The 26231-nt window shown below is 49.2% G+C and carries 27 protein-coding genes and 2 riboswitches; of the genes, 8 read left to right on the forward strand and 19 right to left on the reverse strand.

The features are described from left to right. Positions 1–31: 31 nt before the first annotated feature. Entirely contained in the window at positions 32–706 is a 675-nt protein-coding gene (locus PAEVO_RS20660; RefSeq protein WP_009592874.1) for a potassium channel family protein, read from the reverse strand. A 16-nt stretch (positions 707–722) separates the two neighbouring features. Further along, the gene (locus tag PAEVO_RS20665) at positions 723–2063 is read right to left on the reverse strand and encodes a TrkH family potassium uptake protein (protein WP_100539219.1); all 1341 of its coding nucleotides are present in this window, start codon (positions 2061–2063) and stop codon (positions 723–725) included. 63 nt (positions 2064–2126) lie between these two features. After that, a riboswitch (cyclic di-AMP (ydaO/yuaA leader) is annotated at positions 2127–2271 on the reverse strand. Between the two features lie 291 nt (positions 2272–2562). On the opposite strand from PAEVO_RS20665, the gene PAEVO_RS20670 reads away from it, so the two are divergent. Continuing rightward, complete coding sequence (locus tag PAEVO_RS20670; protein WP_100539220.1) at positions 2563–4251, forward strand: CPBP family intramembrane glutamic endopeptidase; 1689 nt, start codon at positions 2563–2565, stop codon at positions 4249–4251. On the opposite strand, the gene uvrC is transcribed toward PAEVO_RS20670, so the two are convergent. Next, positions 4223–6226 carry an excinuclease ABC subunit UvrC gene (uvrC, locus tag PAEVO_RS20675; RefSeq protein ID WP_100539221.1) on the reverse strand — a complete coding sequence of 668 codons (2004 nt, stop codon included), beginning with the start codon at positions 6224–6226 and terminating at the stop codon, positions 4223–4225. The two genes, PAEVO_RS20670 and uvrC, sit on opposite strands and share 29 nt — an antisense overlap. Before the next feature lie 134 nt (positions 6227–6360). Next, complete coding sequence (trxA, locus tag PAEVO_RS20680; protein WP_009592891.1) at positions 6361–6678, reverse strand: thioredoxin; 318 nt, start codon at positions 6676–6678, stop codon at positions 6361–6363. 253 nt (positions 6679–6931) lie between these two features. Between trxA and PAEVO_RS20685 the strand changes: the two genes are divergently transcribed. Next, positions 6932–7087 carry a hypothetical protein gene (locus PAEVO_RS20685; protein ID WP_006212594.1) on the forward strand — a complete coding sequence of 52 codons (156 nt, stop codon included), beginning with the start codon at positions 6932–6934 and terminating at the stop codon, positions 7085–7087. A 118-nt stretch (positions 7088–7205) separates the two neighbouring features. On the opposite strand, the gene dnaI is transcribed toward PAEVO_RS20685, so the two are convergent. The 3 genes from dnaI to PAEVO_RS20700 form a co-directional block, all read right to left on the reverse strand. Further along, positions 7206–8159, reverse strand: a complete 954-nt coding sequence (gene dnaI, locus PAEVO_RS20690) for a primosomal protein DnaI (protein ID WP_100539222.1) — start codon at positions 8157–8159, stop codon at positions 7206–7208. A gap of 33 nt (positions 8160–8192) precedes the next feature. After that, the gene (locus tag PAEVO_RS20695) at positions 8193–9698 is read right to left on the reverse strand and encodes a replication initiation and membrane attachment family protein (RefSeq protein WP_100539223.1); all 1506 of its coding nucleotides are present in this window, start codon (positions 9696–9698) and stop codon (positions 8193–8195) included. Between the two features lie 198 nt (positions 9699–9896). Beyond that, the gene (locus PAEVO_RS20700; RefSeq protein ID WP_015737411.1) at positions 9897–10196 is read right to left on the reverse strand and encodes a YuiB family protein; all 300 of its coding nucleotides are present in this window, start codon (positions 10194–10196) and stop codon (positions 9897–9899) included. A 250-nt stretch (positions 10197–10446) separates the two neighbouring features. Here PAEVO_RS20700 and hemQ point away from each other — a divergent pair, with 250 nt between their 5' ends. Further along, positions 10447–11196, forward strand: coding sequence for a hydrogen peroxide-dependent heme synthase (gene hemQ / locus PAEVO_RS20705; protein ID WP_100539224.1), 750 nt, complete (start codon positions 10447–10449; stop codon positions 11194–11196). Positions 11197–11265: 69 nt separating this feature from the next. Here hemQ and PAEVO_RS20710 read toward each other — a convergent pair whose 3' ends face one another. Both PAEVO_RS20710 and PAEVO_RS20715 read right to left on the reverse strand, forming a co-directional pair. Next, positions 11266–11526 carry a hypothetical protein gene (locus PAEVO_RS20710; protein ID WP_100539225.1) on the reverse strand — a complete coding sequence of 87 codons (261 nt, stop codon included), beginning with the start codon at positions 11524–11526 and terminating at the stop codon, positions 11266–11268. Further along, the gene (locus tag PAEVO_RS20715) at positions 11527–12720 is read right to left on the reverse strand and encodes an NAD(P)/FAD-dependent oxidoreductase (protein WP_100539226.1); all 1194 of its coding nucleotides are present in this window, start codon (positions 12718–12720) and stop codon (positions 11527–11529) included. A 481-nt stretch (positions 12721–13201) separates the two neighbouring features. Between PAEVO_RS20715 and PAEVO_RS20720 the strand changes: the two genes are divergently transcribed. Continuing rightward, positions 13202–14203 carry an NAD(P)/FAD-dependent oxidoreductase gene (locus tag PAEVO_RS20720; RefSeq protein WP_100539227.1) on the forward strand — a complete coding sequence of 334 codons (1002 nt, stop codon included), beginning with the start codon at positions 13202–13204 and terminating at the stop codon, positions 14201–14203. Positions 14204–14398: 195 nt separating this feature from the next. Here the strand turns inward: PAEVO_RS20720 and sda are convergent, their stop codons facing one another. Both sda and PAEVO_RS20730 read right to left on the reverse strand, forming a co-directional pair. Then, on the reverse strand, positions 14399–14542 hold the full coding sequence (gene sda / locus PAEVO_RS20725) for a sporulation histidine kinase inhibitor Sda (RefSeq protein WP_006212600.1): 144 nt from the start codon (positions 14540–14542) through the stop codon (positions 14399–14401). Positions 14543–14840: 298 nt separating this feature from the next. Next, complete coding sequence (locus PAEVO_RS20730; protein WP_100539228.1) at positions 14841–15503, reverse strand: YheC/YheD family protein; 663 nt, start codon at positions 15501–15503, stop codon at positions 14841–14843. A 221-nt stretch (positions 15504–15724) separates the two neighbouring features. On the opposite strand from PAEVO_RS20730, the gene PAEVO_RS20735 reads away from it, so the two are divergent. Continuing rightward, a complete protein-coding gene (locus PAEVO_RS20735) occupies positions 15725–15934 on the forward strand; it encodes a hypothetical protein (RefSeq protein ID WP_100539229.1) in 210 nt (69 codons plus the stop codon). Positions 15935–16110: 176 nt separating this feature from the next. Here the strand turns inward: PAEVO_RS20735 and PAEVO_RS20740 are convergent, their stop codons facing one another. Beyond that, positions 16111–16470, reverse strand: a complete 360-nt coding sequence (locus tag PAEVO_RS20740) for a HesB/IscA family protein (RefSeq protein WP_076324840.1) — start codon at positions 16468–16470, stop codon at positions 16111–16113. 392 nt (positions 16471–16862) lie between these two features. Between PAEVO_RS20740 and mqnE the strand changes: the two genes are divergently transcribed. Continuing rightward, positions 16863–17969, forward strand: coding sequence for an aminofutalosine synthase MqnE (mqnE, locus tag PAEVO_RS20745; protein ID WP_100539230.1), 1107 nt, complete (start codon positions 16863–16865; stop codon positions 17967–17969). Between the two features lie 157 nt (positions 17970–18126). Further along, positions 18127–19185 (forward strand): NAD(P)/FAD-dependent oxidoreductase, encoded by a 1059-nt coding sequence (locus PAEVO_RS20750; protein WP_100539231.1) that lies wholly within the window; start codon positions 18127–18129, stop codon positions 19183–19185. Positions 19186–19242: 57 nt separating this feature from the next. On the opposite strand, the gene PAEVO_RS20755 is transcribed toward PAEVO_RS20750, so the two are convergent. Beyond that, a complete protein-coding gene (locus PAEVO_RS20755; RefSeq protein WP_100539232.1) occupies positions 19243–19491 on the reverse strand; it encodes a YuzB family protein in 249 nt (82 codons plus the stop codon). Between the two features lie 82 nt (positions 19492–19573). Between PAEVO_RS20755 and PAEVO_RS20760 the strand changes: the two genes are divergently transcribed. Next, entirely contained in the window at positions 19574–19819 is a 246-nt protein-coding gene (locus PAEVO_RS20760; protein ID WP_006212609.1) for a NifU family protein, read from the forward strand. A gap of 200 nt (positions 19820–20019) precedes the next feature. Here the strand turns inward: PAEVO_RS20760 and PAEVO_RS20765 are convergent, their stop codons facing one another. From PAEVO_RS20765 to PAEVO_RS20790, 6 genes are all read right to left on the reverse strand, one after another. Further along, positions 20020–20793, reverse strand: coding sequence for an SDR family oxidoreductase (locus PAEVO_RS20765; protein ID WP_100539233.1), 774 nt, complete (start codon positions 20791–20793; stop codon positions 20020–20022). A gap of 205 nt (positions 20794–20998) precedes the next feature. Continuing rightward, positions 20999–21841 (reverse strand): MetQ/NlpA family ABC transporter substrate-binding protein, encoded by an 843-nt coding sequence (locus PAEVO_RS20770; protein WP_100539234.1) that lies wholly within the window; start codon positions 21839–21841, stop codon positions 20999–21001. Positions 21842–21909: 68 nt separating this feature from the next. Then, a complete protein-coding gene (locus tag PAEVO_RS20775) occupies positions 21910–22578 on the reverse strand; it encodes a methionine ABC transporter permease (protein ID WP_076324846.1) in 669 nt (222 codons plus the stop codon). Further along, a complete protein-coding gene (locus PAEVO_RS20780; protein WP_100539235.1) occupies positions 22578–23594 on the reverse strand; it encodes a methionine ABC transporter ATP-binding protein in 1017 nt (338 codons plus the stop codon). The genes PAEVO_RS20775 and PAEVO_RS20780 overlap by 1 nt, the downstream gene beginning before the upstream one ends. 107 nt (positions 23595–23701) lie before the next feature. Then, positions 23702–23848: riboswitch (SAM riboswitch) on the reverse strand. A gap of 121 nt (positions 23849–23969) precedes the next feature. Beyond that, entirely contained in the window at positions 23970–24689 is a 720-nt protein-coding gene (locus tag PAEVO_RS20785; protein WP_100539236.1) for a Cthe_2314 family HEPN domain-containing protein, read from the reverse strand. A 449-nt stretch (positions 24690–25138) separates the two neighbouring features. Next, complete coding sequence (locus PAEVO_RS20790) at positions 25139–26113, reverse strand: COX15/CtaA family protein (RefSeq protein ID WP_100539237.1); 975 nt, start codon at positions 26111–26113, stop codon at positions 25139–25141. Between the last annotated feature and the right edge of the window lie 118 nt (positions 26114–26231).

The raw sequence follows: 26231 nt of genomic DNA on the forward strand, positions 1-26231 counted from the left end.
GATATAAGGTCGTCAGGTTTTTCTTCTATATTCATTTTTCCAGCATATTCACGACCTCAGACTCAAAGCGATCCACATTATCATTGGACCCGATAACCACCATAATGTCGCCGGAGTTCACCACATCCATGGCTGTCGGGGCTACGATAATGCCGGATTGTTTATTCAGGGCCACCACGCTGACACCGTAGCGAACCCTCGTATTGAGCTCACTAAGCGTTTTTCCGTCCATGCAGTCCGTGACCGTCATCTCCACAATCAGATAGTCCTTGGATAATTCGATATAGTCGAGCAGGTTGGGCGTGACAAGCTGATGGGCTACCCGAATCCCCATATCCCGTTCCGGAAAGATCACCCGGTCCACGCCCAGCTTCTCCAGTGCCCGGCCGTGCAGCACCGAAATTGCCTTGGCAACGACCATGGCAACACCAAGCTCTTTCAACAAGATGGCAGATAAGATACTCATCTGAATATCGTTTCCGATCGCAACAATCCCGCAGTCGAAGTTACGGATACCAAGCGATTTAAGCACCTCTTCATCCGTAGCATCCGCCACCACCGTGTGCGTCAGCAGCTCGCTCATATCCTCGACGACCTCTTCATTGCGGTCGATGCCGAGCACCTCATATCCCTGTTCCATCAGCTCAAGCGCCAGGCTGGCGCCAAATCGTCCCAAACCGATGATTGCAAATTGCTTTGGTTTCATGTCTCTCCTGTACTCCTTATCCAATAATCATTTTGCCTTCCGGATGACGATATAATTCTTTACCCTTTTTCGGCCCCAGTGCATAAGCAAGCGTCAAAGGCCCCAATCGCCCTGCAAACATCGTAATGCTGATCAATACCTTCCCAAACACCGTCAGATCAGGCGTTAAGCCCATGGAGAGACCCACCGTACCGAAGGCGGACGTCGTTTCGAAGAGGATCTCCAGGAAGTCCCCTTCCTCTGTCGTTGACAGAATCATCGATACGGCTAGAACGAGCAGCAGGGCCAGTAATGCAATGGTCAGTGCCTTCAGCACCCGCTCCTGGGCCAGGCGATACCGGAACATGACGATGTCTTCACGCCCGCGCATCATGGCGATGACCGCCCCCACCATAATGGTGAAGGTTGTGGTTTTGATACCGCCCCCGGTTGACCCTGGGGATGCTCCGATAAACATCAGAATCACGATAAAAAATTGCGTGGCCTGTCTAAGCCCCGTAATATCTATAGTATTCGCGCCGGCTGTACGCGGCGTTACGGATTGGAATAACGCGCCGAAGAATTTTCCGCCCCAATTCAGGGAGCCGAGCGTCCTCGGATTGGTGAATTCGAATATAAGAATGACGATAAATCCAACCAGCAGCAAGGTAGCCGTCATGGTGAGCACCACTTTGGAGTGCAAGGAAAGTCTCATCTGTTTCCGGAAATCAATCAGATCGGATAGGACGATAAATCCAATGCCGCCTGAGACAATCAAAAACATCACGACAACGTTGACTACAGGATCGTAGACATACCCGGTCAAACTCCGAAAATCACCAAACAAATCGAAACCGGCGTTGTTAAACATCGTGACCGCATGAAAGACACCGTAATAAATCGCCTGGCCAAGCGGCATATCGAACGCCCAACGAATCGATAGAATGACAGCGCCGCAGGCCTCGATGATGAGGGAGTACAACAGCACTCTGCGAATCAGCCTTACGATTCCTTCCATCGAGGACTGATTCATCGCTTCCTGCAAAATGAGACGATCCTTGAGCGATATGCGCCTTTTGAGAGCCAAGGCAAATAAAGTGGCCATCGTCATGAAGCCGAGCCCGCCGATCTGGATCAGCAGCATGATCACGACTTCTCCGAAGGAACTGAATGTCGTTCCTGTATCCACCACAACCAGCCCCGTTACGCAAGTTGCCGATGTCGAAGTGAACAAGGCATCGATAAACTCAAGCGGTTCACCCGTACTTGTGGAAATCGGCAGCATTAGCAGCGCCGTCCCGATGAAGATAATAGCTGCAAACCCAAGCACGAGAATCTGCGGCGGAGACAGCCTGAGCCAGTTAAATTTAGAGTTCAATCGGTCACCTTCTTAAAAAAATCAAGAAAAAAAGACACTGGAAAACGCAGTGCCCTTACGGTCTGGTTCCTGTGCTGCAGCCTACGAGGTTAGCTGACGGATTCGGGCATTTCCACAGGTCGCCCTATTCATTATTCTAGGAATAATGAAATTCACCCCAATTACATGGTTCCCCCATTTTCAGTACGAAATTCGGCTGGAATATTCGGTTCCTTAAAGCATGATGTGATTATAACGCAATCCGGTACGTAACCCAATGCCGTTTTTCACCCAAAAAATCTTTAAAAGAACGCGAATTGGGCATATTCAAGAATACAAGCATAGGGTTCTCTAACGTTTTCGAAACTTTTCATTCATTTTCATCGATTTATTTCATTATTCCGGATATTGGGATAAGCTGCTAATGACTTTCATAACTATGTTATATTGACTCTATGCGTTCTTAATCAGGCATATCGAATACCAGTGGGAGTATCAACTTTCTTAGAGGAGGAATTTCATGAATCGTGCAAGAGAGGCCTTGAAGCTGAAGCCCAATCTGAAACAGCTCATCGCGCCTGCCGCAGTCGGCCTGATTCTGTTCCTATTATTTCAGGTGTTTCCGTCGACGAATCCGGATTCGACCGAGATGGCAACTCCGAATATCATATCCAAGGAGCAGGCTCGGCAAGCGGCTTCAAGCTTTGCTCAGGAGTTTTTGCAGTTTACGGCTGCAAAAACGGATGACGCATTGGTTACATATCAATCCAAATCGGAACTTTACGGATATCTGGCGAAGGAAAAGAAACTTTCGGAATACAACAAAACCTATGAAGCCAAATATCCCTATGACGTATACCGCGTTCGCTTCAGCGAACCGGGAGGCGATGCCCTCAATGTGGACGTGCACATGCAAAATTCAGGCATCGTCGGCTTCTCGTACGATTTCGCCCGCTCCAGCTATGAACGGATTGAGCTGAACAAGGGCGATGTACAAAGGCAGATGCTGCTTGTCGTCGAGGACGGCATGTCATTTGCCGAGAAGCAAGCTCTCGCAGAGCCTTGGCTCCAGCGAGCGGGCTATGATCCGTCGCAACTGGAGCTGGTTACGCGGGAAGGGGAACCCCGGCTCCGGTATGTGGACCCGGAATCCAAGATTGGCGATTCCAGATTGGAGCACCGTTTCACCTTCGAACAGGGGAAATTACGCTCCTATGAGCCATCCTTTTCAGTCCCGGCCGCCCATTCCGCCTATGTCAACAAGCAGACACAGGATGCAACGCTGCTGACGCTTGCAGGGTATGGCCTGTTCACCCTCATCCTTGGCATTCTTGCGATTGTATACAGCGTGAAGACCAGAGCCTATACGTCGTTTAAGCGCGGCCTGTTCCTATCGGCGCTGCTGTTTATCATTCAGATGCTGAATACGTATAATCTGATTCCCGTTTTCCAATCCGAGGGGATGTCGCAAACCGGTATAATCGGAATGATGATTTTTTATGCGGTCTATTCGCTTATCTTCTCCGCGCTGCTCTATTTCTCCCTTGTCGGGGGCAACGGGCTATGGCAAAAAGAAGACGGACTCAATCCATGGCCTCGAGCCAAAGAACCCGGATACGGACAGTATGTACTGGACAGCATGAAGCTGGGGTATATGTGGGCTTTCATCCTGCTCGGGGTCCAATCCATTATCTTTGTCGTTCTGGGCCTAACCTTAAATACATGGTCCACCACGGATGCCACACAGTCGCCTTATAACATGCTCTATCCTTGGCTGTTTCCACTGATGGCTTGGCTGGCCGGCATATCCGAGGAGGCCGTCTATCGACTGTTCGGTATCAAAATGGTGAAAAAGATCGTCCGCAATACGTTTGTGGCCAGTTTGATTACCTCGCTCGTCTGGGCGCTTGGGCATACGCTCTATCCGATATACCCTGTAATTTCCCGGCCCATTGAACTGGTTATCATCGGCTTGCTGTTCAGCTACATCTTTTTGAAATACGGGTATTTGGCGGCCATGTTCTCCCATGTCATCTTTAACAGCATCTTGATGGGCATTAGCCTGATCCTGCTCAAGGACACCAGCAACTTGCTGATCGGTGCTTTCTACATGGTACTTCCGGCGATGATTGCGTATGCGATTTACCGTTTCAATCCAACAAAAAAAGAGAAGCCGTATGTCACGACTCCTCCTCACGAAGTACCTTAAGAATTTCCGTTGCTAATTTCTCACCGATTGAAAGGGGCTTGAAGTCTTCGACTGAAGCCTCTTTTATTTTTTTGACCGAGCCAAAATGCTTCAACAGGAGCTTGCGGCGCTTCTCTCCAATGCCCGGGATGGAATCCAGCTTAGAGGATACCATCGATTTGCCGCGCTGTTCGCGGTGGAAGGAAATCGCAAAACGGTGAACCTCATCCTGAATGCGCTGCAGCAAATAGAACTCCTGGCTGTCCCGGGGCAGCGTAACCGGCTCCGGCGGGTCTCCAACCATGAGCTGCGCTGTTTTATGCTTGGCATCCTTCACAAGCCCGCAGACCGGGATAAACAACCCCAGCTCATTCTCCAGTACATCGATGGCGGCGGAAATCTGTCCCTTCCCTCCATCGACCACAATCAGATCGGGAAGCGGCAAGTTCTCCTTCAAGACGCGCTCGTACCGCCGCCGGATCACTTCACGCATCGTATCATAATCGTCGGGTCCCAGCACGGTACGGATCTTGTACTTGCGGTATTCCTTCCTGTCCGGTTTCCCATTGGTAAAGACGACCATGGCCGATACCGGATTGGTCCCCTGAATATTCGAGTTATCAAATGCCTCGATCCGGTTCAGCGACTGGAGGCCGATCACTTCGCCCAGATTTGCCGCTGCGACCGAGGTGCGTTCTTCATCGCGCTCAATCAAGCGGAATTTCTCGTCTAAGGACACCTTCGCATTATCCAATGCCATGCCCACCATCTGTTTCTTCAAGCCGCGCTGCGGGACATGCACCTTCACGCCGAGCCATTCCTGCAGGGCGGCAGCCCCTCCGGCTGCATCCACGATGCCAGCAGCTTCCGCCTGCTTCTCCTGTGCCTCGGCAAGGGCTGCCTGCTGTTCATCGGATGTCCCTGCGGAAAGCGGATTCGCCGTAACCACGGCTGCCTCGGCGTTTCGTCCACCTTCATCCGCAGCCGTTCCCGCAACCGACTCTGGATCAGCCTCGTCTATCAACAGAGGCTCAGGCAGCAGAATTTCCTGCGGCAATGCAGGATTATCACTGTAATACTGGGCAATAAAAGACATAAAGTCGCTGTGCGCATCGCCGTAGAACGGAAAAACAGACTTGTTGCGCTGCACCATTTTCCCTTGGCGCATGTACAGAATCTGAACGCACATCCAGCCTTTATCCACAGCGTAACCGAATACGTCGCGGTCCCGCGTATCCGTTGTTGTAATCTTCTGCTTCTCCATTAGCGTATCGATATGGATGATCTGATCCCGCAGTTCTTTGGCACGCTCGAAATACAAATCCTCCGCGGCCTCCTGCATCTTGCGCTGCAGTTCCTTCTTGATCTCTTCATGCCCGCCGCTCAGGAATGACGTAATCTCCCCGGTGATCTGTTCATAAGCAGACTTCGGAATTTCCTTCACACATGGAGCCAAGCATTGGCCCATATGATAATACAAGCACACTTCTTTTGGCATGACGCCGCATTTGCGCAAAGGGTACATCCGGTCCAGCAGCTTTTTGGTCTGCTGTGCCGCATAAGCATTCGGGTAGGGGCCAAAGTATTTGGCTTTATCTTTAAGCACCCTTCTGGTCACTTCCAGACGGGGATGCTCTTCATTCGTTATTTTAAGATACGGATAGGTTTTATCATCCTTCAGCAGCACGTTGAATCTTGGCTGATGGGTTTTGATGAGGTTGCATTCCAGAATCAAGGCTTCCATGTTGCTGCCGGTCACAATGTATTCAAAATCGCGAATTTCCGAAACCAGCATCTGGGTCTTCCCGTTATGGCTTCCGGTAAAATAAGAGCGTACCCGGTTCTTCAGCACTTTGGCCTTGCCCACATAAATAATCGTGCCTTCATGATTCTTCATCAAGTAACAGCCGGGCTGGTCCGGCAGCAATGCCAGCTTGTGGCGGATATTCTCCAGCGACTTCTCCTGCTCCTGCAGCTGTTTGGCATAATCGTCCATGCTGTTCCTCCTCTCCAAGGAGATTATATAGTATTAACCCTAAATGTAAACCATTATGAATAACCACACAAAGCGCCTCCGGGTTTAACCGAAGGCGCTGTATGAAAGCAGATTGTATCTATGGACAATTCTGCTTATTGATGTTTTGCAATGATGCCCTTCAAGGCTTCTTTGGAGTTCAGACCTACCACTTTATCGACAGGCTGGCCGTCTTTAAAGAAAATCATGGTCGGAATGCTCATCACGCCGAAACGTGCTGCGGATTCCGGATTCTCATCCACGTTCACCTTAGCAATTTTTACATCATCGCCGAGTTCTGAAGACAATTCGTCCAGAATCGGAGCAAGCATTTTACAAGGGCCGCACCACGGCGCCCAAAAATCAACTACAACCGTTCCTTGACCTTCAACTTCATTCACGAAGGTTTGGTCGGTAACATTGACGATAGCCATTGTATTCTCCTCCTCACAGGATAAGATCAGGTATAGTGCGAATCATAACTGTCGAATGGGTCGACGAATTTAGTATACCACAATCGGCCGGAAAAAGTGAAATATACTCACCTAAAGAAAGAGGATTTCACGGGATTTTTATGCAATCTTTACAAATGATTTGCGCATTGGGTATACTACTAGTAACAAGTCGGGTGACTGTCAAGTTTTTCGTGTTGGCACGGCATGTTCACCTTTTGAGGAGGCAAGCACCATGGATGTAAACGTACGCGTTAACGATCCACGGGAGCACATCAATGAAGAACCACGCAATGACTTTGGCGATTTGATGATGGGCTTCGTGGGGATGTTCGGTTTCATGACCATCATCTTTTTCGGATTCGTCATTATCAAGTTCTTGGTCGGCTAATACTTGATGACTCCTTGTGCACAAATAAAAAGTCTGATCCTGCCGCGTTCCATACGCTAACGGGATCAGACTTTTTACAATTTAGGGAAGTTTGTCCATAGGAAGTTTGCTTGCCATGCTAGAATTTCCCTCTCTGGTTCTCGCCAAATAAATGAACGACATCCACAAAAGGCGCAATCCGGTTCATCAACCGCTGCCCTTTGTGAAGCTCCTCGCCATCCTTGCTCGTGAAGCTGAGATGCTGTTCAAGCCCGTCGAGCGGATAGTTCGACGTATAGAAAGTCGGCAGCCGGTTCATCCGGAAATTCAGGATGGAACCGAGGACATGATCCCGAACCCACGGATTCAAATTCTCCGCTCCGATATCGTCAAAGATCAGCAGATCGCAATGCTTCATCGTCTCCACCATGTCCTTCAGCTTCTGGCCGTCCTGCATCATGGTCTTCAGATCTTCCACGAAATCGGGCATATACACGATAACGCCCGAATGGCCCACTTTCGCGAGCTCATGCATCAGGTAGCCCATCAGGTAGGTCTTACCCGTACCAAACGAACCGGTGAGATACAAGCCGCGCGGGGACAAGCCATTCTCCTTCGTATCCCGGATGTACTTAAAGACCTGGTGGACCGCAGGTGCACGCAAGCGATCCTTCGCCATAATCTCCATATTATCATAACCTTCGTTCAAGGCATGCTCATCGACATAAAAGCTGCGAATCCGTTTTTTGATCTGATCCTCATTGGTTTTAGCCATCTGCAGGGAACACGGCGCCTTTCGCTCATAGATCTCCACGGTTCCGTTCATCCGCTGGATATCCAGCTTGCTGAAATGTCCCTGGAAATCATTCGGACACCGGTCCAGACCCGGACACGCCTTGCAATGGGCCTGATCTCCAGCATATTGATACAGTTTGCTTAAATTCAAACGTATAACCCGATCATCGATCTCCGGGTATTCGCTCCGCAATGCTTGAATCAGAGGATTCCTGAGCAAATCCTCCGTAATCTGCTCGGTTCTGCGCCGGAGCGCAGGACTTTTCATGCTTTCCAGCAGTTCACCAAGGGACTCCATCTCTTGTTCCCTCCTCTCTACAGCAGAATTTCTTTATCCGCCCTTCTTGTTGCCAGCCTGCATTTCTGCCGCAAATCGCATCATTTCCTCGAATTCCTCATCCGATACGGCCTCCGCCTGATCGGTCTCCAGAGCTACAGGAATTTCCGGCTTCACCTTTCCGCCTTTAGCGTATGTACGCGTACGTTGTGTGGTTGCCTTCTGCTTGCCTTTCATCTTGGCTTGATCACGTATATACTGAACAGCTTTCTCATAGCTGTTCACCTGCTTCAGCAGCATATTGGAAGCAATGGCCTCCACGAAATTACGGTTGATGCGCTGCTCGCCGCCTGCGGCCATGAGTGACATTAAATAATGAATGAGCACGTTGATGACTTCACCCGGCAGCTTGTAGCTCAAGTCGATCTTTTCGAAGATGTCCAAAAACTGCGCGGGAACCGAGCCCGGGAAGAAGGTCTGCAGCAGCCGGGTATAAGGCTCGTTGCGAAGCATCATATTATATTGGTGAATATCGCATTTCGATTGGAACTGAGCAGGAACCTCTACATAATATTCCATCTCTACCGCATGCTCCTGTGCCGGCTCTTCCGGATCGGCCGTCATCTCCTGATGCAAGGCAACGACTTTGCCCGCCGTAATCTGCCGCTTCTCCTGCATCTTCATTCCCTGCCTAAAGTGAAGACTGGCCTTGTGCTGAAGATCATCCAGCACGACCTCGCCATGCTCGGTAAAGATGCCGTCCTCATCCAGCAGGCGGCACAAATCCTGCGTGCTGAGATCGTATTTGCGCACCACGTAATTCACAATGCCCATCTGCTCATGGTCGTAGCGAAGACGCTCCACAAAGACCCGATTGCGGGATTCACGCGGGAAACGGAGAATAATATCCGCATAGTTCAGACCTTCACCTTGCGGATTTGGCGGCACCATGGACTTCCGTGACACCGCGACCTCTTCCAACGCTTGCTCCAGTTCATAATCAATGACATGCGTGTTCAGCTCAAAAATATCATAAAAGGGAACCGAAATGTTCTCCTTGTTGAAGGAAATACCGGACCATTCAAGGGGTTCCTTGCTCCAAAGCTCTTCTCTTAACGACAGAACGGCGAATTTCCCCACCTTGTCGCGAAGCAGCAGCGTCAGATGCTGGGTGTTAAAGAACTCCGCTGGACTGAGCGGTGCTTGCAGCTCATATTCATAGATATGGTCATCCGTCTCCGGGACAAACATCCGGCTTGTCTGTAGTAAACCTACCGCTTCCAGCTTGGAAGTTTGCTCAATGAGAAAGCGGCGTCCTTTTTCACTAGGCTCAAGCCCTAATGTCAAAAACAATCTACGCTGCTGTTCAATGGCCGAGTAACCCACCTTCTCCACCGGCACATGCGATACGAGAAGACGGTACAGACTGACAGCAAACGCGCCAACCATCGGTTGATAAATCGAACCAAGCATTTTGTCATCCAGGCCGCTTAAGCAGAAGTCACGGTATACGCAGTAACGGTGGTTCTCGGTAAAATGTAAAAAATTAGTCATGCGCATCGTTTATGCTCCCCCTGTCGCCCAAAAATAGACTTCCTCTATTCTATCATAAATCCGTCGTTTCGAAGTCGGTTCTTTCGCATCAAAAATTCTGGAATTCGTGCGCCCGCCATTTGCATGCTTCCACAAATAATAAATGACGGCCCCCAGGTATTGCAGAGCCGCCATCAACACTACATTCAATTTGCGCCTAGCGCGTTAAAACATTCTAAAGCCTTTAATACGCAATGTCTTAATGGTCCATCCGCTCATGTAGGCACCAATCAGACCTGCAACTCCCGTTAAGTAATCCACCAGTTGGAATGATCCGACGTGAGTCCAGAACGACATTTGGCCCCGATCCCACAAGCTGTATACAACGACCGGCAAAATGACAATCACGAACAGAAAGCAAGGAAACCAGGTCGTCTTCATCAACATATTTAGGATAAAACCGATACCGAACATCATGACAAAAAACAAAATCATCAGCACGAGCACAGGAATAAATTGAAGCATGATCGCTGTTTTCACCTCTTCTTTATCACCTACGCGTAGCAGCTATTCTACTTTATTGCAGCAAGAAACAGCACACCAAGCTTTAGCTAATAGCTAGTTTACTAAAAATAATGTCACAGATCAACGAACAATCGTGAATACATTGTGTCGGCGTTTGCCCTTCCGACTGCGCTTACAGTACAATATAGGAAGTTAATGCAAGCGGTCATCCGCTTCAATTATAACGAACATAACGTTTAGGAGTGATCACATGAACGAAGCTGCAATGACGCTTGAGGGCTGGTATGCGCTGCATGATTTCCGCACCATCAATTGGCCGGCCTGGAAAGCTGCAGATGAAGAAGTACGTGCTTTTGCGCTGGACGAGCTGAATGCGTTCCTCGAGGAATGGGATGCCGTCGAAGCTGCCCAGCAGGGCAGCACCGCTGTATATACCATCGTCGGTCAAAAAGCCGATTTCGTATTCATGCTTTTGCGCGAGACGCTGGAAGAGCTGAACGCGATCGAGAATGCCTTTAACAAAACAACGTTCGCCCAGTTCACCACCAAGGCTTATTCTTATGTAAGCATTGTCGAGCTGAGCAACTACCTGGCCGGCTCCTCCGATGAGGATCCGATGCAGAATCCGCATGTCATTGCCCGTCTAAAGCCGGCTCTGCCAAAATCGAAGCATATCTGCTTCTATCCGATGAACAAAAAGCGGGATTTGTCGGACAACTGGTACATGCTGAGCATGGATGAACGCAAATCGATGATGAAGAGCCATGGGATGATCGGCCGCGGTTATGCCGGCAAGGTGAAACAGATCATCACCGGTTCCGTTGGATTCGACGACTGGGAATGGGGCGTAACCCTGTTCAGCGACGACGCTCTTCAGTTCAAGAAACTCGTGTACGAAATGAGATTTGACGAAGTCAGTGCGCGTTTCGGCGAGTTTGGTCCTTTCTATGTTGGCAACCTGCTCGATCAGGCTTCATTTACAGATTTAATGAAGGTATAATTCCTTCTGCACATAAAAAGCATGCACACAAAAAGGGATGCTCTCATCATGAGAGCATCCCTTCTTCTATTACTCACTGTCGTCCTCATCTTGCTCTTGCTTACGCAAGGTTTCAAGATATTCAGCCGTCGCCCGGTCCCGGGCACGTCCTTTATCCTTGAGCCGCTCAATAGCAGGAAGAATGAGAATGTCGACTTCCTGCTGAATGGTATAGGCCAGATCGTACTTCTCTTGCGACTCCAGATAGGAGCCGACCTCCATCAGCGCATTATAGCGATCCAGCTCATCTCTCGTGAGCAGCCCCCGTACTTGAACGCTGCAGTGTCTCATTTATAGAAACCTACCTTTTTTCAGGACGAGCGGAATTCCTCCAATAATGAAGAGGTAGCGCAGATCAACCAACTTTTTCAGCTGAGCCGCTTTCCATCCCTGATATTTCTTATCCCCGACAACCGCAATGCCTTCGCCCCGGCCGAGGGAAGCAACCGTGCCTTTATTATGGAACTCGAATTTGCGCATCGACTTGTCCCGAATCGCCGCAACGATATTTTGGGCGCAGCACACGCCCTGCTGCATCGCCATTTGGGCGGTCGGCGGATAAGGTCTGCCTTCCTCATTAAAAATGAGGGAGTTATCGCCGATAATATAAATGTTCTCGTATCCGGGAGCACGCAAATATTCATCAACCTTGACGCGGCCTCTCATCGTTTCGAAACCGGCTGCTTCCACCAGACGGTTCCCGCGGATGCCGCCGGTCCATACCACCGTTGCCGCCCGGATCTCTTCGCCATTGTTCAGAATGACTCCGCCTGGCAGGCATTCCTTGATCGCAATGCCCATCTTGAAGGTAACGCCTTTCTTCTCAAGAACGTTCATGGCGTACTCCACCAGCTCCGGTGCAAACCCCGGCAGCGCGGCAGGGGCGGCTTCGACATTATAGATATTCACCAGCGTCGGATCGACGTCATATTCCTTGCACAGTCTCGGAATGCGGTCCGCCAGCTCGGCTACAAACTCGATGCCGCTGAATCCGGCGCCGCCAACCACAAAGTTAATGCGCTCTTGCGGTCTGCGTTCATTTTTATATAAAGCGAATTGATACTCAATATGCTCACGAATCAATCGTACCGAGTTGATGCTTCGGATTGTCATCGCATGCTCTGCAAGACCTGGAATGCCAAAGGTTTCCGGCTCTCCGCCGAGTCCAATGACAAGATAATCATAGGATAACGTTCCATCTTCAAGAATAACCTTCTTATCGTGAAGGCGGATTTCCTGAACCGAGGATTTGACCAGGTCGATTTTGAATTCGTCTATCAACTTGGAAATGGATACCCGGGTGTTCTCAATGCTGTCTGTTCCTGCTGCCGGCATATGCAAATGCGTTGTAATATAATGATAATCATGGCGATTCACCAATGTAACATCGGCCTCATTATAATTCAGCTCTTTTTGCAGCCGCTGCGCTGTCAATATGCCCCCGTAACCCGCGCCAAGGATTACGATCTTCGGTATGCTGCTCATTCTATTGCTCCTTCCAGCTTACTCTTTATATATACAGTATGGTGCACATGTTAACATTCTGTGAAATTGCATCCAAAAAAAGAGAAGAGCCCTTATCAGAGCCCGTTTCATCATTTGACCTGATGGTTCATTAAAGGTTCAAAAATAGCTGCAAGACTAAGGTTTCCCTTACTGTTGCACCAGCTGACAATATATAGGACTACCCTGTAATGAACACAAGTTATCACGTTAATCATATGCATAAACTATGCAAATATCAAGAATTTTTTTGCCATATAATGTGCAAATGATTCCGCCATTTATCCCCTTACTTGCTAAGTAAGCGCATCCATTCCATTGTTAGGTATTTTAACTCAATTCTCGTCTTTTCATGCCGGTTCGGGACGATTATAATAGGTAAGGAATTCTTGAATCAGCTTTATCCGGACAAGAACGTCTGTCTGATTCGAATATAAACTCATTTTATGGAGGTGCTTACCGCATGACAACGATGCCACAAGACAGCAATATGACGGATCTTTTGATTATCGGTGGCGGACCTGCAGGTATGTTTGCTGCTTTTTACGGCGGAATGCGCCAAGCTTCGGTAAAACTTATCGAGAGCATGCCTCAGCTTGGAGGCCAATTGGCTGCGCTGTATCCTGAGAAATATATTTATGACGTAGCAGGCTTTCCGAAAGTAACCGCTCAAGAGCTTGTGAACAATCTGTCGGCCCAAATGGAGCTCTTTAAAACGGACATTCGTCTTGAAGAGAAAGTACAGGCTGTCGAAAAACTCGAAGAACGTCATTTTGTCGTAAAAACGAATCTGGGCGAACACCATGCCAAAGCGGTTATCATTACAGCTGGTGTAGGAGCGTTCCAACCTCGTCGACTGGAGATTGAAGGGGCAGAAGCATACGAAAAGACCAACCTTCATTATTTCGTCAACGATCTCAGCCGCTTCAAAGGTAAGAAGGTTCTCATCAGCGGCGGCGGCGACTCCGCGGTAGACTGGGCGCTCATGATCGAGCCGATCGCCGAGCAGGTTACACTGGTTCACCGCCGTGACAAATTCCGTGCCCATGAGCATAGCGTTGAGCAGCTAATGGCATCGAAGGTGAATATCGTTACGCCAACCGAAATCACTGAATTACACGGTGAGGACACGATTACGAAGGTTACGCTTTCGCATATTAAAACCAAAGAGACGCAAGAGATTGAAGTGGACAATGTCATTGTCAATTTCGGGTTTGTGTCCTCCCTCGGTCCGATCTCCGAATGGGGCATCGCCATCGAAAGCAACTCCATTGTGGTGGATTCCCGTATGGAAACAAGTATCCCGGGTATTTTTGCAGCCGGCGATATCACCACCTATCCGGGCAAGGTCAAACTGATCGCTGTTGGATTTGGTGAAGCACCTACCGCCGTGAACAATGCCAAGGTTTACTTCGATCCTGAAGCCAGATTGGCTCCGGGCCACAGCAGTAACATGAAATTGTAAGGTCATTGAGGATTTTACCTTTATATACATCTATATTCACAGAAAAAAAGGTATCTTCATTCCGAGGGGTTGCGCCGCCCCGGAATCGAAGATACCTTTTCTATTCTTCAAACCATATGTAGAACTTGGTTGAAAGCTCCCACATTATATACGTATCATGTCGTAATTTATCTATTCTATATACGAAAAATCTGATTAATGCAGGATGCTGCCGGAATCGGTGTCCAAGTTCCGTTTATGAATTTCGGCTAGCAGTAGAGTGATGAACTCTCGCTCCAACTTCAACTCAACAGCCATATGATAGGAATCGAGAAGCATCTCATCCGTCAACATAGCCATCCCTCTCACACCCCTTCCTCAAATTTCCTGAATCTATCATATCAGACATGCTAAAACGGAACAACTGTTCGCTTATCCACAACCTCTTGTGGAAATCCTGTGTATAATTTGTTGGTAAGTGTAAAAAACAGGGTCATATCAAAGTGGATTATGGGGATAAATGTTATACACAGGATATGGGGAAAATCTACTATAAAAAAAATTGATCAATTATAATATCGGTAGATTGTGGTTATTTTTTTATTACCCTATTAAAAAATCATATAAACGATTTCATTTGGGATTATTAAACAAAAATTCAGCCTGGTCTTGTATTAACCTCCAAAATCCAAATCTTGCCCTCGTTGTCTAATCCGTAATCAAATCCCAATTCCCCGATCCCTGGAAAATGGGATTCCAGTATCGCTATGCACTGTCTGGTTACGTGGCGCATTTCATTGCGCTTTTCCTTTGCATTAATATGGGGCAGTGACAGCCGGAGTGCAGGACCACAACGAAGCAGCGTCCCCCCTTTACAAATATTCGTCACGAAAAGCCCTGGGCTCGCGAGCCGCCCAAGCATGGCCCGGAATACCCATCTCCCTCGATCCTTGACTACCTTTACACGGTAATCCAGCGGACGTCCCTGAATTTTAGCCAGATGAATACCCTGCTGTATCATATAGCGCCGTCTCAGTCTCATTCTGCTCAATACGTATAACAGGGAATTCAATGTATCTACATGAACAGTACGCCTCTTATGGGTTACCAAGTATCCCGTTCCGTCCTTCTGTATTCGGATGACTCCGTTACCACCGGTTCCTATAATCGGCTTGATCACGACCATTTCGTGTTCGGCCAGCATTGAGACCAGGGTATCCCCTCCATACGACTGGGTAGCCGGAATGTAGGGAGCAACCTGCGGATCGGTCAGCAGCGCTTCCGTCTTCAGCCACTTGCTGGCCAGTTGTCTTCCCGCCATGCTGCTTTCGCCTCCTTTTATTCATGACATACGTTATCCTATTCCCCTATCCGCTTTTTGTCTTGGATGATTGTCCGTGATGGTATGCCTAATAATTGGGGTTCTTGTGGCCTCACGGCAGCCTCCCTTTGCAAATGATGTGATCTATCGTATAGTAAGAACAGAGCTTTGTCCGTAATACATCCATCACCAGGGATACCCATAAAGGAGGCTTTGTCACCTTGGCAGCGTTGTTTGAAATATTGTACTGGATTGCCATTGTCGGCATGTCGGTTGCCCTTGCCGCCATCACCGTTCTTATCTTTATTATGGGCTTCAAGTTCATCAAGGATAAGCGCAGAGGACTCGGAGCGGGCTGCATCGTATTTTCGCTTGTGGCCGCCGGCATGATTGTGCTGATGCTGAACGATACCTTCTTCTTTCCGGTTTGATCGGATAGGTAGAACCCAAAAAAAAGCAGCCTCCCCTTTACACGGAGTTGGCTGCTTTTTGGGTTCAAATGGCTCTAGCTAATGTTTCCCATAGCGCAAAAAAGACCTCTCCGACAAAGATTGTCGGGAGAGGTCTTTAACTGTTGACTTAGGCTTAACCCTCTAGAGCGTCCTTATTAGCAAGGCTCTTCGTTCGGTTTGCCCGCATCCGTTGCCGTACGGAATGACGAACCGCAGCCGCAAGTTACGGTCGCGTTCGGATTGTGGATGGTGAAGCCGCCGGTCATGCCGGATTCCTCAAAATCGATTTCCAGGCCGTTCAGGTATTTCAGATCGTCCTTCTCGACAACGACCTTCATATCCTGCAGATCCATATATACGTCTGCTTCCGTTTCATTATCGTCAAAGCCCATTGCATATGAAAAACCACTGCAACCGCCGGCAGTGACACCCAGTCGAAGGAACATATTGGGCGTTTCCTGTTCAGCAAGCATTTCTTTTAAACGTTCTGCAGCTGAGTCGCTGATTGTAATCATAGGTCACCCTCCTTTTCGTTCACTCTTTAAGTATACTCCTCTTCGCGAATTCGCTCAAGGTTGTTATGATGGCTTTTGATATGTAATGACAAACCTATTTTCAATTCCTCTATTTGTGTTGCTACCCCGAGGGGTCAGGTTTATAATAGGGAAGGAACATGGGCGGCAACTGTTGGATAATTGTCACATACCCCGGTTAAAAAGCGGCAAAGGTTATGGCTGGTCCACAGTTGTATATTTTTTCACAAACTTATTTAATTATTCAGCCCATTATTGATGTTTGTTGTTATACCACTATAAACGGACCGTTCCCTTAGGGGAGTGATTCACTTTATGATCGCTTTTTCTGCTGGATCTTCTATGCAGGTCAAGTGTGAACAGGAGGATTGAACATGTCCACAATTGTGACACCATTTACCGATCAGAGAATGGCCGAGATCGTTGCGAAAGTCCAAAGCGGCGAACGCCTGAATCTTGAAGACGGTGTGTATTTGTATCAAACCGATGACCTGCTGACCCTCGGGCAGCTGGCTAATGAAGCCAATTTGCGCAAGAACGGGAAAAAAGTTTACTTCATTGAGAACATGAGTCTCTATTTCACGAATGTATGCGAATCCCACTGCGCTTTTTGCAATTTCCGGAAAGATCAAGGCGAGGAAGGCTCCTATACCCTGTCCGGCGCTGAGATGATCGAGTATGTCGAGCAGCATATTCATCCCGGCATTCGTGAATTTCACATCGTTGGCGGACATAATAACCATGTGCCGTTCCAGTACTATGTAGATTCCCTGAAGGCATTGAGCGAGCGTTTCCCGGAAGTAACTCTGAAAGCCTATACCGCGGCAGAGATTGAATTCTTCACTCGCATTAGCGGACTTAGCACAAAGGAAGTACTCCAAGAACTGCAAAAAGCAGGTCTCCAATCCTTAACAGGCGGCGGCGCCGAAATTCTGTCTGACCAATATCGTCAGAAGATGAAGGTGGACAAAGCCAACGTCGATCAATACCTCGATGTTCACCGTACCGCACATAAGCTTGGTATGAAGACGCACACCACCATGCTGTACGGATCGATCGAAAGCCATGAGGACCGGATCCGCCATATGCTGCAAATTCGGGAACTTCAGGATGAAACCAATGGATTCATGGTATTCATTCCGCTGTCCATGCAGCCGAAGAATAAGAATGCAGGCATCATGCGCCGCAACTCGGCCTACGAAGATTTGAAAACCATTGCCATCAGCCGTCTGATGCTCGATAATATCGACCACATCAAAGCGTACTTCATTAATATCGGGCCGCAATTAACTCAAGTGGCTCTCAGCTTCGGCGCTTCCGACGTCCATGGTACGATCCTGAAAGAACGTATCAGCCATGCTGCAGGAGCTTTAACACCGGAAGGGCTGACACGCAAAGAGCTCGTCTGGCTCATTCAAGGCGCAGGCCGGATTCCGGTTGAACGCGATACCTTCTACAACGAGATCAAGGTTTACGAATAAGTCTTACCAGCAGGGATTTAAGCAAACGAGAGACGTTCCAAAAAACGGAAAACAGGTTAAAGAGATAATATAGCGTGGGTAACCTAAGCCGCTTCTAGCGGCGTTTTTCTTGCGAATCGGCGCTCACCTTCTTATCTCTTGAGAAAGGAAGAAATTTATGAAAAAGCTCGTCATTCTCGGCGGAGGCTATGGTGGTCTTGCCCTAATTCAAGAATTATTCAGCAGCTATCTTCCTCCGGACGTGGAGGTCGTGCTCATCGACCGCATGCCGTACCAAGGACTCAAAACCGAATATTACGCGCTGGCAGCAGGCACCGTGGCCGATACCGCCGTTCGTGTTAAATTCCCGGTGTATGACCGCCTCCAAATTGTATATGGTGAAGTCACATCCATTGATCTGGAGAAGAGGCTTGTTAACCTGACGAACAACGATCCCGTGGAATACGATCAACTCGCCATTGCTCTGGGATGTACGGACCGTTATCATGGCGTACCGGGCGCTGAAGAATTCACGTTCAGCCTGCAATCTTTCTCTGCATCCCGGGAAACCTATTTGCACCTGAACAACCTCAGACCTTATGGTCATGTTCATATCATTGGCGGAGGCTTAAGCGGCATCGAACTCGCTGCCGATCTTCGTGAAAGCCGGCCTGACCTTAATATCGCCATCTTGGACCGGGGACAGCGGGTACTTTCTTCTTTTCCTAACCGTTTGTCTGCTTATATTCATCGCTGGTTTGAGGAACACCATGTGGATATCCACAGCGGCGTTTCCGTATCCCGAGTCGAGAAGGACGCCGTGTACAATCTGGATGTGCCTATCCCAACCGACTTGGCTGTATGGACGGCGGGCATTCAGCCCGTAAAGGTCGTACAGGATCTCGATCTGCCAAAAGATCGCAGCGGACGTATTCTGCTGAACGAGTGGTATCAGGTTCCGTCCCATCCGGAAGTATACGTGATCGGCGACTGCGCAAGCCTCCCGTTCGTCCCGAGCGCGCAAGCGGCCGGGGCTCAAGCCGAGCAAGTGGGACATGTCATGAAAGCTATATGGCGTGAGGATACGCCAAAGGTATCTCCGCTGAAGCTCAAGGGAACCCTCGGCTCCCTCGGCAAACATGCAGGCTTTGGACTCATGGGCAGCACTTCTGTGCTGGGCCGGGTACCAAGGATATTGAAGAGCGGTGTTCTCTGGAAATCCAAGCGTCACTACTAGCTCCCGGTAGGTTGCAGACGCGTTGTTGCTCCTTACGGAATATGCCAGGTATCAGCGTCAGCTTTCCTCTTCGCTGTCCTGAAAGCTTTCGAGCCTAGCTTTGACAACGTCAAGCAGTTCTTCTGCCGTAGGGGCCTCGACCCATTCGCCATCCACATAAGCGAAGGGCATCAGGTAGCACTGACCGCAGCTGGTCAGACAGCCGTATTCGATGACTTGACAATCGTACTCGGCTTCAAGCGTCTGGAGAACTTTATCCGTGCCGAAATAGGAATTGCTTGTGCAAAACTCAATGATAATGGACATTGTTATAAGACCTGCCTTAAGATTGGCATTTTATTTTGCCGGTTTATGTACTATAATATAGGGAGGAAAGGAGTTGAACAAGATGAGTGAAAACACGCAAACCACTGTATATGATGAAGTGGCTGAAGTGCTTGATAAACTTCGTCCGTTCCTGCAGCGCGACGGCGGTGACGTGGAACTGGTTGACGTTGAAGACGGCATCGTTAAGCTGAAATTGATGGGTGCATGCGGCAGCTGCCCTAGCTCCACCATTACTCTGAAGGCAGGGATTGAACGCGCCCTGGTTGAAGAAGTAGAAGGCATTCAAGAAGTAGTTCAAGTATTCTAAATCTTCTTTAACTATAAAGAGTCTTGGTTCCCTCGTGGAATCAAGACTCTTTTTTTTGAGATTAAAGAATGTATAAGTTTTCAGCGAAGCGTAAGCCATTCTTTAATCGCATTTATGTGTTTTGGGGTCCCCTCAAAGTATTTGGAATAAGAATCGGAAGCATAGGCTCCACTTTGTGGAGCTATTTAGAGAATGATATGTTATTCCGGTTTAATCAACGGGCGGATCGGGTCCAGCCCGCCGGATATATCCATAATATTGCCGGTAATGAAATCCGACTTATCCAGGCATAGGTATTCGATCACTCTCGCAACGTCTTCCCCGCTTCCCGATCGTCCGCGCGGGGTCAGCCCATCTTGAATGCCTGACACTTCATCGATGGTCTTCTCTTTATTTGCTCCGCGGATGTCCCCCGGACATATCATATTCACGGTGATTCCATACGGTGCTTCTTCCACCGCAAGCGTCTTCGTAAAGGAAACCAGGCCCACCTTGGCAGCCGCGTAGGCTGAACGTTGAGGCCACGCGCGGGCTTCTCCGGCATGTCCGAAACCGAAGTGGATGATGCGTCCCCACTTTTTCTCCCGCATGGCTGGCAGAACGCGGTGGTCCAGCAGCATGACGCCGGTTAAATTGCCATTCACCATATGTACGATTTCGTCGCGGCTGTACTCTGAGAACAGACGACGCTCCCGAATGAACGGTCCCGCATTATTAACAAGGATATCGATGCTGCCCAGCCGCTCCTCCGTCTGATCGACCAATGAATACAGCTCACGTTCGCTGGCGATATCGGCTTTAATTGCAATGGATTTCACGCCAAACCCCTCAATCTCACGGGAAAGCGCCTCCGCTTCATCCTTGCTGTTTACATAATTTATGGCTAGATGACATCCCTGCCGGGCTAACGACAAAGCTGTCATTTTTCCCAAACCTGTCGCACTGCCTGTAATCAGCGCCACTTTTCCCTTCAAGGCTTTCCCTCCTTAGATGGATATCCTTCCTTCAGTATAAAAGATTTGATAAGGCCTAACAACTTGCAACCCGGCAGAGATGGGCGTTGACACAAAAAAAGAAAGGGCTTATCCTTCAAGACCGATAGGTCTCTTTTGGGATAATGCCCTTTCTTTACAAATACGAAAAATTTATATTCAGCATATTCGAGCTTTGGAACTCGAATTAGAATGCCGGGATGACGGCGCCTTTGTACTCTTCTTCAATGAAGGTTTTCACGTCCTCGGAAGTCAGCGCCTTCGCCAATTTTTGAATGGCGTCGGAATCCTTGTTGTCCGGACGAGCTACCAGCAGGTTGGCATAAGGGTTCTCTTTGTCTTCGATAAAGAGTGCATCCTTCGTTGGGTCCAGTCCCGCTTCCAGCGCGTAGTTCGTGTTGATGACAGCCAGATCCAGCTCATCCAGCATACGCGGCAGCATGGCGGCTTCAACTTCCTTGAACTCCAGGTTCTTCGGATTTTCCACGATATCCTTGGCGGTAGCTTCAAGCTTGGTTTCATCCTCGAGCTTAATGACGCCATTCTTGGACAGCAGGGTCAATGCACGGCCCGCATTCGAAGGATCATTCGGGATGGCTACAACAGCTCCATCCTTCAGCTCATCCGCAGATGTAATGGTTTTGGAATACGCACCCAGCGGCTCCACATGCACGGCGATCACGGACTCAAGATCCAGTTTGCGCTCTTTGATCTCGTTATCCAGGTAAGGCTTGTGCTGGAAGAAGTTCGCGTCGATTTCTTTGGAATCCACTTGCGTGTTAGGCAGAACATAATCCGTGAACTCTACGATTTCCAGGTTCACGCCTTCTTTTTCAAGCGCTGGTTTGACATGCTCCAAAATTTTGGCGTGCGGTGAAGGTGAAGCACCTACTTTCAAGGTTACCGTCTCTTGAGCACCGCCTCCTGTTGTTCCCCCTGGCTCAGCTGCGTTATCCGCAGGCTTGCTGCCGCACGCAGCCAGCACCGTAACCAAGGTCAAGCTGATCAATGCTAATGTCCATTTTTTCATTCTAAAAGTCTCCCTCCGAAAAAATATATTATTTATATGTTGTCTTCCTTGAAGCCTCATCAATCCCGTTATTTTCTTGTAAAATGCCGCACCAGGCGATCTCCTGCCATTTGCAGCAGCTGTACCAGCACGATCATCAACACAACGGCCAGAATCATGATCTCGGTCTCATAACGGTAATAGCCATACTTGATGGCCAAATCCCCTAATCCGCCGCCCCCGACTTGACCGGACATCGCGGTATAAGATACCAGGGTTACAATCGTGATGGTCATCCCCGCCAGCAGACCCGGACGTGCCTCCGGGAGGAGAACCCTCCATACGATTTGGCTTGTCGAGGAGCCCATGGCATGAGCCGCCTCAATCACGCCTTTATCCACTTCATTCAAAGCCGTTTCCACGAGCCTGGCGAAGAATGGGGCAGCGCCGATCACGAGCGGCGGAATGGTTCCCAGCACGCCGTACGAAACACCTACGAGCGACTTCGTAATCGGGATCATCGCAACGATCAGGATAATGAACGGAACCGAACGCAGGATGTTCACAATGAACGACAGGATCGTGTAACCAAAGCGCACCAAACCGGATGTAGATCTTGCAGCCATGTAGAGCAGCACGCCAACCGGCAGTCCGATGATGAAGCTGAACAATGCCGAAGCCCCCAGCATCCGAAGGGTATCCAATGTTGCCGTCCATATCTCTTTCCAGTCGATCTGGGTAAAATCAAGCCCGAACATTAATGAATCACCTCCACGTCTAATCCTTGTTCCAGCAGCTTCCGGATCGTATCTTCTATGGCACGCTCTTCCCCTTCGAAACGGACGATGAGCTGGCCATACGGCGTTTCTTTGATCGTGGAGATCGTGCCCTGCAGAATCGCAAAATTCACGCCCGTCTCATGAACGGTATGGGACAGAATCGATTCGTACGTTCTCGAACCAAGGAACGTAATCTGCACCGCCTTTGAAGGTCCATTCGCCTGGCCCTGAATGGCCAGCCGCAGCGCTTCGCCGCTGTCCATCTCCTGGCGGATAAATTCCTGGGTCACTTCATGCTTCGGCTTCAGGAACACTTCCGTTACCGGCCCTTGCTCCACAATGCCGCCTTGATGAATGACGGCGACCCGGTCGCATATGCTCTGAATCACATGCATCTCATGGGTAATCAGCACGATCGTCAGATGAAACTTTTTATTAATGTCCAGCAGCAGGCGCAGGATCGAATCGGTCGTCTGCGGGTCAAGCGCCGAAGTGGCCTCGTCGCACAGCAGCACTTCGGGATCGCTTGCGAGCGCTCTGGCTATGCCAACCCGCTGCTTCTGCCCGCCTGATAGCTGGGACGGGTATTTGTCCCGATGGGCCTCCAAGCCGACCAAAGCCAACAGTTCGGATACCTTGCGTTCCATTTCAGCCTTCGGCGTCTTGATCAGACGCAGCGGAAACGCAATGTTATCGTACACCGTCGCGGAAGATAACAGGTTAAAGTGCTGAAAAATCATGCCGATTTTGCGGCGTTCCGTCTGAAGCTGCTTCTTGCCAAGCGACGTTAAGTTCTTACCGTTCACCCACACCTCGCCCGAGGTGGGACGCTCCAACAAATTGATACAACGGATCAATGTACTTTTACCTGCACCGGAGTGTCCAATCACTCCGAAAATTTCTCCTTTTTCAATCGACAAATCCAATTCGGACAACGCAGTGGTTAAGGTTCCGGCTTTTCCGTACTGCTTCGTCAATTGCTTGAGCTCAATCAATCCGATAATCCTCCTTTTTCCGAAGCTTCATATCTATTTACCCAAAAGAAAAGAGCCTCTTTTTGTAGAATCAAAAAGGGCCCTCTTTACGTAAAAGTCAACGCCTTTTCTCATCTGTCAAAGCCAAGGGATATCCTGCAGCTTTGAAGGAATTAGCACCATGTCACTCCAAGCGCCACTGCGTTAAGCAATTACACGCTGGAGTCGGTTGCCGGGCTTCATCGGGCCTGTCCCTCCGCCTCTCTCGATAAGAAAACATCGATATGAAATTTTTCCGATTAATTTGATCTGATTTAATTACATTTAATGAATGCAATAGTTAGTATAGATTCTTTTCAGGTTTTTGTCAAAAGGAATTTCATGGCGATTTTGTGCCTAAGCCCTGACTCCATTTTTCCCCCAAAGCTCGTTCGTATATTTATAAGAGGCCGCCAGACTCCGGCATACCATATCGACACCTTGTTTGAGATCGTCCAGGTGCTGATCGATATCCTCCAGCTCGATCTTGTCCGACAGCCCTTGATGACGCTGCCATAAATCATCCTGCATCTCGGAATTCATGTAATGGATTTCGGCGTTGCGCCGTTTCCGAAGTGTGTTCAGCGGTGTTTTGTAACGCTCCTTGATCGCTTCCAGCTCTTTGGCCAGCTCTCCGTGGGCCTTCAGGAATTTAAACTGCCGCAGGACCGTAAAATAAGAGAAATGCGCCTTCACCTTGGAGGTATGAAGATCGTACAAATCGTTCAACACCGTCCCCAGCTTGTCAAGGATCGAGAATACCCGTATGAAGCCGTTTTTGTAAAAATACACATATCGTTGATATTCCCCTTGCTCCTGAATCGACATGTCATCGATGTAACCCGATTTGACCGATTGACTGAAATGCCTTGCCGCATTCCAGCTCTGTTCCAGCTCATCCAGGGAAACGATCAACCCCCGGGTCCAAATCTCAAGCTTGCGAAAGTCATGCGTCGGATCCTGATTTTTCTCCATTTCCTTCTGCAGCAGCCGGGTTGTCTTGACCATCGATTCGATGGCTTCCTCAAGCAGTCCGTTATTGTGCCGGGGCTGTTCCCCAAGTAACATACGAAGCATGGCGGTACCCCCTCGCGTCATCAAATTAATCTTGGTTCTTCTTGGACCGCTATTTGTCTAAATAGTGATTCCACCGCGTTCAACCGTCTTCACGTTATCCTCACGCGGGAATAACTCACCGGGGTATCCCGGTTGTGTTTCAGTTCGTTCACATAGAATGCCCACGAAACGACCAGACAACCCCCACAGAATGGAGCGACTTGAGATATTCCCTGGTTATCGGCTTCGTCAATCTTAATAAATATAAACAAATCCGCTGCCGAATCAAACCTTTCCAGTACCGCTTCGAGCGTCTTCCTTAAATCAGACAGGTTGAGCGGACGGTTAGACGGTTGGTATATCAATTCCCTCTCTATACAACAAAGCCCTCGAACGTTGGCCCGGGGACTTTGCTTAACATATGTTGCCTTACATTCGATCTCTTTGTTTCATGGTTTTTGCTTCTTTACTTATACGATCTTTTCACGAGGCATGTTGTGACCCGGCCGCATCTCAGCTTCAAGCGGCTTGCTGAGCTGCCATACCCGGACACTTAAATAACAGAGTACGCCGAATAAGGCCGAGATCAGCAGCGTGTGTCCCAGTGCGGAGAATACGTAAACCTCCTCGTTATGCATCGTTGCCATAATGAGGGCACCGCTAAACACCTGCAGCAGACAGAGCACGGTTGCCGAAATGCCCAGCATCTGTACCTCCCGGTTGTCGCGATTGCGCCAATATGCAAAATGCCCCATCACCGCCACCACGATCAGCAGCAGAAGCGCTGCCACCCGGTGCATAAAAGCGATGCCGACTCCACCGCTCAGCTCCGGGATCACTTCCCCGTTACACAGCGGCCAGCCGGAGCAGCCTTCCCGGGAATCGGTGTGGCTAACGAATGCACCAATATAAACGACGATATAGCTATACAGGGTTGTGCCCCAGACTAGATTACGGAAACCCTTGCTTACCCGAGGCAGACGTTCCAAGTCTACGGGCCCCTTCGCCTGTTCTACCCGCCGCATACCCAGAGCCAGCATGACGGAGCTCGCAAAAGCAATTAGCGAGAAGCCAAAATGCAGCGCCATAATCGCGGCCGATTGAGGCTTAACCACCGCTAGCGCCCCCATGATCGCCTGCACCACGACGAATACCGAGGTCCCGATAACATAAGCCATCAAATCCCGGCGATCCCGCTTGTACTTCCAGAACGCAATCAGCGAAGCCAGCGCCGCCAAACCCGCCATTCCGCTGACAGCCCGGTGGGAATACTCAATCATGGAGGATACCGTGTAAGCGGGAACAAATTTACCATTGCACAGCGGCCATTCCTGACCACAACCGAGTCCCGAGCCCGTCTTAGTCACAACCATGCCCCCGAAAGTCGCGCAGAACATAATTAAGCATGTTATGTAACTCAGCCATTTTAATTGTTTATCATTCACTTATCTCACCTGCTGCTCATATTCACTATTTAAACCTTTACAGGATCGCATCGTACACAGTCCACATTTCATTATACCTGATTCTACGGCTACGGTCACTTGAGCGATTGTGACAAAA

It is taken from the genome of Paenibacillus sp. GM2FR, assembly GCF_002803325.1.
Lineage (GTDB): Bacteria > Bacillota > Bacilli > Paenibacillales > Paenibacillaceae > Paenibacillus_AQ > Paenibacillus_AQ lautus.